Consider the following 6,790-nt stretch of genomic DNA (forward strand, 5'->3'; position numbering starts at 1 on the left):
CGCTGCGATAGCGTTGCGCCGGCTCCTCGGCGCAGACGCGCGCGGCGATGCAGTCCAGGTCGCCGCGCAGGCGCGCCTGCAATCGCGCCGGCGTGGTCGCGCGTGCGGCCGCCAGCCGCAGAGCCGCCTGTGGATCGCGCCGGCGCAACGCGCGGTAGGCCGCCGCCACGCGCGGCCCCCCGATATCGGTCGCCGCCGGCACGCCGATCAGCAAGGCGCGCAGCAAGCGGCCGAGCTGATAGACGTCGGTGGCGGTGGTGATCGGACGGCCGTCGCGCTGCTCGGGCGCGGCCCAGGCCGGGGTCATCGCCAGGGTCGGCGCCTGCTCGCCCGCGTCGGGCTGCAACTGCTTGGCGATGCCGAAATCCAGCAGCTTGACCCGGCCGTCCTCGTCGACCAGCACGTTGGCCGGCTTGAGATCGCGATGCACGATCAGCGCCCGATGCGCGGCGTCGACCGCCGCGCAAACCTGACTCAACAGCTCGGCCCGTTGCTCTAGGGCGGCCTCGCGCGCATCGCACCACTCGGTGATGGGCGCGCCGCGCACCAGCTCCATCGCGAACCACGGCCGCCCATCGCCGGCGACGCCGCCGTCGTACAAGCGGGCGATCCCCGGATGCTGCAACTGCGCCAGCAGCTCGCGCTCGCGCTGGAACCGCTCGGCCAACGGCGCCAAGCCGCCCCAGATGCACTTCAGCGCGACCTCGCGCTCGAACGCGCCGTCGCAGCGCTTGGCCCGGAACACCTCGCCCATGCCGCCGCGGCCGATCCGTTCCAACACCCGGTAAGGCCCAAGCCGGTGCCCGGGGCCGATGGGATCGGAATCCGCCTCGCCTCCCTGCGCGGCTGTCGTGCCGCCGGTGGCCTGCGCCAACAGGGCCGCGACCCGCACGCGCAAGGCAGGGTCGGCGATGGCCTCGATCCCTGCGGCGCGCCGGGCCGGGTCGGTGTCGAGCAGGGCGCGCAGCTCCAGCAGGGCTTGGCGTTCGAAATCGTCGGAAGCGGCGGACATGGGGTGGGCAGCGATACGCGAATCGGGGGACCGTGCCGCAGGCAACGCGTTGCCGCGCCGCAAGCGGCCATCCGCCCTGCCCGATCCGCCCGCCACGGACGACGCGACGTCGACTCAGTCGGCCAAGCGGTCGCGCAACCACGCCCGCGCCGCGGCCCAGTCGCGATACACCGTGCGCTCTTCCAGCGCCAGCAATCGCGCGACCTCGGCCACGCTCAGGCCGGCGAAGCAACGCAACTCCACCACTTGCGCCAGCCGCGGCTGCAGGCGCTCCAGGGCCCGCAGCGCCTCGTCCAAGGCCGGCAGCGTGGTGTCCTGCGCCATCGGCAGATCCATCGCGCACAGGAACTGGTCGCGCTTCCAGCCGCCGCCGTGCTTGTCGCATGCGGCCCGCCGGGCACGATCGACCAGCAACTGACGCATGATCCGCGCCGCGGTGTTGAACAGATGCCGGCGATCGTCGAAACGCGGCGCCCGTTCGGCGTCGAGCAAACGCAGCCATACATCGTGAACCAGCGCCGTCGGCTGCAAGGTGTCGTGACCGCGATGGCCGCTCAGCTCGCGCCGCGCCATCGCGCGCAGCTCGCGGTAGACATGGGGCAGCAGCGCATCCAGCGCCTGCCGGTCTCCGCCGCTCCAACGCTGCAGGCAGCGAGTGACCTCGTGCTGCGCCGGGTCCGCAGTCGCCGGCGCCTGCTCCGGGTCCCACGCCCGTTCCGCGCCGCTGTTGGCTTCTCGCACTGGTGTTTCCACCCGGTCCATGGGCGCATCTCCGACTGGTCCTTAGGCCAGAACGCGAATCGCGCGGCATGGCGGCCGTCGGCGCGATGCCGACTCGGCCGCATCGGCACAGTGCCCGCGCGGCGGCTGGGTATAGTGCAAGAAATCGTCGATGGAGCCGCCGCATGTGGGATCCGGACAAATACCTCGATTTCGCCGACCTGCGCGGGCGACCGTTCTTCGATCTGATCGGGCGCATCCGCGCCGAGCGGCCGCGGCGGGTGGTCGACCTGGGCTGCGGGCCGGGCAACCTGACTCTGGCCCTGGCCGCGCGCTGGCCGCAAGCGGTGCTGGAAGCCAGCGACAGTTCGCTGGAGATGGTGCAGGCCGCGCGCGCGGCCGGGGTCGCCGCCGAACGGCTCGATGTGCGCGATTGGCGGGCCCAGGCCGATACCGACGTGGTCGTGTCCAATGCGGTGCTGCAATGGGTGCCGGAACATCGCGAGCTGCTGCGGCGTTGGGCGCGCGAACTGCCGCGCGGCGCCTGGCTGGCGGTGCAGATGCCGGGCAACTTCGACGCGCCCTCGCACCGGCTGGTGCGCGAACTGGCCTCCGCTCCGGCCTGGGCCTCGCAGTTGGACGGGCTGGCGTTGCGCGGCGACGGCACGGTCGATGCGCCGCGCGATTACGCCGAATTGCTGGCCGATGCCGGTTGCGAGGTCGATGCCTGGGAAACCACCTATGTACAGCGCCTCAGCGGCGCCGACGCGGTGCTGGAGTGGATCAGCGGCACCGCGTTGCGGCCGATCCGCAACGCCCTGGACGACGCCGGCTGGCAACGCTTCCGCGACCAACTCGCGCCGCGCCTGCGCGCGGCCTATCCCGCGCGCGCCGACGGCAGCACCTGGTTCGAGTTCAGGCGCGTGTTCGCGGTCGCACGCACCGGCGCGGACTGAGCGCGCGCGGCGGCCTATGATGGCGGCTCCCGCCTGCCCCGCCCGGAGCCGCCGATGAAGCCCGCTGTCCGTCGCCGTTGTCTCGCCCTGATGCTGGCACCGACCGTGTGGCTGGGCCTGGCCCACGCCGCGGGACCCGCGCCGGTGCGGCCGGTGCTGGTGATCCACGGCGGCGCCGGAGTGATCCGCGCCGGCATGGACCGCGCCGAGGAAGACGCCGCGCGCGCCGCTCTGGCGCAGGCGCTGCGCGCCGGCCAGGCCGAGCTCGCCGCGGGCAAGCCTGCGCTGGACGCGGTGGTCGCGGCGATCACCGTGCTCGAGGATGCGCCGATGTTCAACGCCGGCCGCGGCGCGGTGTTCACCCACGACGGCAAGAACGAGCTCGACGCGGCGCTCATGGACGGCAGCGGCCGCCGCGCCGGCGCCATCGCCGGCGTGCACCGGGTCAAGAATCCCATCGTGCTGGCGCGCGCGGTGATGGACAAGTCCAGACACGTGATGATGGTCGGCGACGGCGCCGAAGCCTTCGCCCGCGAACAGGGCCTGCCCCTGGTCGATCCGTCGTATTTCCGCACCGAGAAGCGCTGGCAGCAATTGCAGAAGGCGCTCAAGGAAGAAGCCGCCGGCCAGGCTCACGCCGACGTCGAAACCGCCAAGCATTTCGGCACCGTCGGCGCGGTCGCGCTCGACGCCCAGGGCCGGCTCGCCGCCGGCACCTCGACCGGCGGCATGACCAACAAACGCTACGGCCGGGTCGGCGATTCGCCGATCATCGGCTCCGGCACCTATGCCGATGCGCGCTGCGCGGTGTCCGGCACCGGCTGGGGCGAGTACTACATCCGCGCCGTCGCCGCCCACGACATCTGCGCGCGCGTCGCCTACGGCAAACAGGACCTGCGCGAAGCGGCCGAGTCGGTGATCAATCGCGAGATTCCCGCCGCCGGCGGCAACGGCGGCGCGATCGTGCTCGGCGCCGACGGCCGCTTCGCCCTGCCGTTCAATACCGAGGGCATGTACCGCGGCTGGATCGACGCCAAGGGCGAACCGCAGGTGGCGCTGTTCAAGGACGACGAACTGGCCGGCCCGGCAGCCGACTGAGCGCGGCCGCGCCGGCGACGACGCGACGAGGTTCGCTCAAGCCGGCAGCGCCGCCTGCGCCACCAGGGCCTCGACCTCGGCGCGCCACCCAGCGCGTTGCGCTTCGTCGCTGGCCGCCACCGGCCCGTACATGCGCCGGATCACGCTGTCGACGCCGCACAGGCCGAACACGCAGCGCGCCCAGATCGCCTGCAAGGGGTCGCCGAACACCGCGGCCTCGCGCTCGGCCGGCGTGTTGGACGTGTTGAACACCAAGGCATGACGCGCGCGCAGCAGCCCGGTCGGCACACCGTCCCAGGACGTGCCGACCGGGTAGCCGTAGGCGGTATCGAGACGGAACACGCGGTCGATCCAGCCTTTCAGGATCGCCGGCGGTTGTCCCCACCAGTTCGGGTGGAAGATCAGGATCAGATCGGCCCGAGCCAGTTCGGCGCAATGGCGTTCGACCAGGGCGTCGTCGGAGGCGGTGTTGCCGCTCTCGCCGGTTCGCTGCACCGGATCGAAACCCTCCGCGTACAGATCGTGCCAGTCGATCGCATACCCATGCGCCTGCAAAATGCCGCGCGCGGCGTCGGCGAGGGCATGGCTGAAGCTGGCCGGACTGGGATGGGCGACGACGAGACTGGCGTGCATGGCGGGCGCGGGCGACGAGGGAGCTCGAACCTAGCCGGATCGGCGACCGTCGCGCCAGCGACAGCTGTCATATCGAACGCCTGCAGCGGCGCTCAGCCTTTGCCCGCAACCCGGCGCGCGACCGTCTCGCTGCCCAGTTCGCGCAAGGCGTCCTTGCCGATCCAGCGCGGCGCGGCGTCCGCCGACTGCGCCAGGCGCTGCGCCACCGCGAGCGCGGCCTGGCGCAAGGCGGGATTGCGCTTGCCGATCTGGCGCAGCGCCCAGTTGACCGCCTTCTTGACGAAGTTGCGCCCATCGCCGGCCTGGGCCTCGACCAGGACCAGGCCGCGCAGGAAGGCTTCGTCGCCGGCGGCCTTGTCGTGCACGGCCTTGGCCGCGAGCAAGGCGAACGCGGCGCGGCGCACGAACTCGTCCCGGCGCGGCGCCCATTGCGCGATCTTGCGCCAGGCCCAGGGGCTGGGCTCGAACAGGTTGGAACAGACCGTGTCGCACAGCGCCCAGTTGTCGAACTCGCGCACCCAACGGTCCATCTGCGCCGAGCTCAGACTCGCGGGATCGTCGAGATAGGCCGCGAGCAGGCGCGCCTCGTGCCAGCCGCTGTCCCATAGCGCCGCGGCGAGCGCGCGATCGCGGCCCAGGCGTTTGGCCAGGGCCTGGATCTGCCCCATCCGCACGCCGAAGGCGCGCTCGCTGGGAATGCCGAAACGCGCCATGCCGGCGCGGTCGTCGGCACTGCCGGCCGCGCGCAATACTTCGAGCGTCTGCGCCAGCCGTTGCGGCAAGGGCTGCGCAGAGAACGCAGCTTGCGCGGACTTGCGCGCTGCGTTCTTGCCGTCGGCTGGCCGGCGCGGCGCCGGCTCCGCCATCGCCCGCGGCTTGGCTGCGCTGCGTTCGGGAATTTGCTTGTTCGCGGTCCTGGTCATGGCGTCTGCGCTGCGCGACCGCAACCCGGCGGCCGCGGCGCCAATGTACCCATCGGTGCCGCAACCCGCCACGCCGTGCCGCGGTCAGCCCGCGCCCGGCCCGTGCTTGGCCGGACGCAGCAGACTGGCCACTATCGAGCTGCCGATGATCAGCGCCACGCCCAGCAACGAGACCAGGATCGGAATCTTGTACACATCGATCAGCAGCATCTTCACGCCGATGAAGACCAGCACCACCGCCAGGCCATAAGGCAGCAGGTGGAAGCGGTCGGCCATGCCCTGCAGCAGGAAGAACATCGCGCGCAGGCCCAGCACCGCGAACACGTTCGAGGTCAGGACGATGAAGGGGTCTGAGGTGATGGCGAAGATCGCCGGGATCGAGTCGACCGCGAAGATCACGTCGGTGACGCCGATCAGCACGATCACCGCGAACAGCGGGGTGAACCAGCGTTTGCCGTCGCGCAGGATCGACAACCGGTCGCCGTGGTACTCGTCGGTCAGGCGCAAGTGGCCGCGCATCCAGCGCAGCACCGGGTTGCGGTCCAGGTCCGGCGCCTTGCCCGCGGCCAGCAGCATCTTGATGCCGGTGATCACCAGGAACGCGCCGAACACGTACAGCACCCAATGGAACTTGGCCAGCAACAACGCGCCGGCGAAGATCAGCACCGTACGCAACGCGATCGCGCCGAGGATGCCGATCACCAGCACCCGCTGGCGCTGCTCTTCGGGCACGGCGAAGTAGGAGAACAGCATCAGGAAGACGAAAATATTGTCGACCGCGAGCGACTTCTCGACCAGATAACCGGTCAGAAATTCGAGCCCGATCTGGTTGCCGACTTCGGCGCCGGACTCGCGGCTCACGTACCACCACAGGCCTGCGTTGAACACCAGGGCCAGGGCGATCCAGCCCACGCTCCACCAGGCGGCTTCCTTGAAGGTGACTTTGTGAGGGCCGCCGTGGCGCATCAGCACCAGATCGACAAGCAGGGCGGCGACGACGAAGGCGAGGAAAACGCCCCAGAGCATCGGACTGCCGATGGTTTGCATGTGAATCTCCCGGAAAGAATGACGGCACGGCCGCAGCCGCGAAACGTCGTCCGGAAAGATCGGGAGACGCACCTTCGCCGCTGGCGGCGAAGGTCTTGCTCGCATCCCGGCCGCCATGGACCGGGACGCCTGTCGCACCGGGGTCGTGGACCCGTAATGACGATACGACAGCGGGAGCTACTCCCCTTCTGTCGGGCACGATACCACGCATACGGCTGAATTTCCGTTCAGCTTGGCGTCGAGGCTGGTCGACGGTCGACGGTCGACGGTCGTGAAGCGTCGGCCAGGATTACGTGTACAGCGGCATACCGTTGTAGTCGTTGCCGTTGCCGTGAAGCGCTTGGCGTCGCATCGAACTTGCGAGAACGCCCTGACGCCCCGGAGGGCGGCCCGCAGGGAGG

At 70.8% G+C, this 6,790-nt stretch carries 7 protein-coding genes; 2 read left to right on the forward strand and 5 right to left on the reverse strand.

The window, feature by feature from the left end:
* On the reverse strand, positions 1-1,012 hold a 1,012-nt coding region (locus TX83_RS16720; RefSeq protein WP_141233539.1), incomplete at its 3' end, for a serine/threonine-protein kinase.
* 114 nt (positions 1,013-1,126) lie between these two features.
* Complete coding sequence (locus TX83_RS16725) at positions 1,127-1,774, reverse strand: ECF-type sigma factor (RefSeq protein ID WP_064749117.1); 648 nt, start codon at positions 1,772-1,774, stop codon at positions 1,127-1,129.
* A gap of 143 nt (positions 1,775-1,917) precedes the next feature.
* Here TX83_RS16725 and TX83_RS16730 point away from each other — a divergent pair, with 143 nt between their 5' ends.
* On the forward strand, positions 1,918-2,688 hold the full coding sequence (locus TX83_RS16730) for a trans-aconitate 2-methyltransferase (RefSeq protein ID WP_064749118.1): 771 nt from the start codon (positions 1,918-1,920) through the stop codon (positions 2,686-2,688).
* A 54-nt stretch (positions 2,689-2,742) separates the two neighbouring features.
* Positions 2,743-3,786: an isoaspartyl peptidase/L-asparaginase gene (locus TX83_RS16735; RefSeq protein WP_079248272.1), complete on the forward strand. Its 1,044-nt coding sequence runs from the start codon at positions 2,743-2,745 to the stop codon at positions 3,784-3,786.
* A 36-nt stretch (positions 3,787-3,822) separates the two neighbouring features.
* Here TX83_RS16735 and TX83_RS16740 read toward each other — a convergent pair whose 3' ends face one another.
* The 3 genes from TX83_RS16740 to TX83_RS16750 all read right to left on the reverse strand — a co-directional run bounded on the left by TX83_RS16740 (position 3,823) and on the right by TX83_RS16750 (position 6,389).
* On the reverse strand, positions 3,823-4,419 hold the full coding sequence (locus TX83_RS16740) for an NAD(P)H-dependent oxidoreductase (RefSeq protein WP_064749120.1): 597 nt from the start codon (positions 4,417-4,419) through the stop codon (positions 3,823-3,825).
* A 92-nt stretch (positions 4,420-4,511) separates the two neighbouring features.
* A complete protein-coding gene (locus TX83_RS16745) occupies positions 4,512-5,342 on the reverse strand; it encodes a DNA alkylation repair protein (protein ID WP_222423781.1) in 831 nt (276 codons plus the stop codon).
* Positions 5,343-5,426: 84 nt separating this feature from the next.
* Positions 5,427-6,389, reverse strand: coding sequence for a TerC family protein (locus tag TX83_RS16750; protein WP_064749121.1), 963 nt, complete (start codon positions 6,387-6,389; stop codon positions 5,427-5,429).
* Between the last annotated feature and the right edge of the window lie 401 nt (positions 6,390-6,790).

The organism is Lysobacter antibioticus HS124, from assembly GCF_000336385.2.
GTDB lineage: Bacteria > Pseudomonadota > Gammaproteobacteria > Xanthomonadales > Xanthomonadaceae > Lysobacter > Lysobacter firmicutimachus.